Source organism: Paenibacillus sp. 01T422, assembly GCF_056398785.1.
This window is the reverse complement of sequence record NZ_JBFTQB010001068.1, coordinates 1-1,917: the sequence shown is the minus strand read 5'-3', so window position 1 is coordinate 1,917 and position 1,917 is coordinate 1. Positions and strand designations below refer to the sequence as shown.

The following is a 1,917-nucleotide window of genomic DNA, read 5'->3' as shown; positions in this document are numbered from 1 at the left end:
TCCCTATCCCTGAGCAGCTATCAAGCGATTGTATCCGGGCATGTAACTCTCTGGCCGCAAGGCTGGACAATAGAAGCGTATAAGGCCTTATATAGTGGCACAAATATGGTAAAAGCTTTCCGCAATAGCATCGTTATTACCGTTGTAGGCGTTGTACTCAGCATGTTGTTTACCATCATGGCGGCTTATCCGTTAGCCAAGAAATATTTCTACGCGCGTCGTTTTTTTACACTGGCCATCGTATTTACCATGCTGTTCGGGACGCCATTAATTCCACTTTTTCTGATTGTGAAAAGCCTCGGCTTACTGGATACTTATGGCGCCATCTGGATGCCGGGACTGATCAGTGCATTTAATATGCTCGTGCTTCGGACCTTCTTTATGAATGTGCCTGAAGAGCTTGAAGAGGCAGCACGCATGGATGGTTGCGGCGAATGGCGACTTCTCACTCGGATCATACTCCCGCTATCCCTCCCAGTCTTAGCAACGTTGACTTTATTCTATGGTGTCGGATATTGGAATTCCTTCTTACCTGTACTCATGTTTATCAATGACAGCACTCGGATGAATTTGGCGGTTATGATTCAACAAATGGTCGCCAGTCAATCCATTCTTCAAGAACTTAATTCCGTGAGACCGGATGATTTGCAGCAAATGACACCAGAATCCATCAAATCAGCTGGCGTGATTGTGCTCATTGTGCCAATGCTACTCGTCTATCCTTTCTTGCAAAAGTATTTTGTAAAAGGAGTTATGATCGGCGCGATTAAAGGATAAGACGGAAGACCTTGAAATCGAATTATCTAAGGGGGTATTTCCATGTTTATGGTACCAAAGGGTCATCGGAAAGCCATACTTGCCACACTCGTCTCTGTCGCTGTTTTGGCAGGCTGTTCAACGCCCAAAGTCGATCCAGGGACATCGTCAAGTCCGAATGCGACCCCAGCCGCTGAATCTGCGAAAAGAGGAGCGATTAACGTTTCCGTGTATGATCGAGGGAATATTCCTCCGGAAGAAGGCAACTGGGATAAAAACCGTTGGGTAGATTGGATCAACAAGAACGGCCCCGTCGATGTTAAATATACCCCCGTTCCCCGCTGGGAATCGTTCCCGAAATTTAATGCCTTATTTGCCTCAGGAAGCGCGCCGGATTTAATTCTGGAGTATGATGCCAATTACAGGAACAGCTGGTATTCGCAGAAATTGCTGATGCCTATTGATGAGATGGTTGACAAATACAGCACGACCTACAAACAAATTCTGGAGAAGTACCCCCTGCTGCGCAAGATTGGAACCAAGGAAGACGGCAAATTGTATGAAATTGGACGTTTAAATGTTGTTGCCCCGCATCATCGTCTCTTGATCCGTGAGGATTGGCTCCAGAGGCTGAACCTGGAAGTCCCTACGACGACAGAGGAATTGTATAATGTGGCTAATGCATTCGTGAATCAAGATCCAGACGGCAACGGTAAAAAGGATACGTTCGGTATCAACCTGAGCGGTGTCGGTTTCTCCGTAATCAGCCATATCTTCGGGCGTTCCATCGATTGGGCCGAGCAAAACGGTTCTTTCGTCCATGATTGGGATCGTCTTCAGGCATCTGTCGAATTCCAGAAGCGCCTGTTTGATAACGGTCTGGTCGATAAGGATTTTCTCACGGATAAAAACGGACAAAAGGGCATCCAGGATTTCATGAATGGAAAACTAGGGATTTTTGCAATCGACAGTGCATGGTTTACCATCTCGAACTATGAAACTTTGAAGAAGAACAACCCTACGGCTAAGGTCATTCCAATGGCTTTACCGAAAAGCCAATTCGGCCAATTCAGCCCGATTATCAGCACACCTGTGCAAATGGTCGGTGTCGTCAACGCCAAGGCTAAGGATCCGAAAGCAATTATGCAATATATAGACTGG

General features: G+C 46.4%; 2 protein-coding genes. Both read left to right on the top strand.

Annotated elements, in window-relative coordinates:
- Positions 1-777, top strand: a 777-nt coding sequence (locus AC1DUA_RS35575) for a carbohydrate ABC transporter permease (RefSeq protein WP_477504225.1), incomplete at its 5' end; no start/stop codon positions are given.
- Positions 778-819: 42 nt separating this feature from the next.
- Positions 820-1,917, top strand: a 1,098-nt coding sequence (locus AC1DUA_RS35570) for an extracellular solute-binding protein (RefSeq protein WP_477504224.1), incomplete at its 3' end; no start/stop codon positions are given.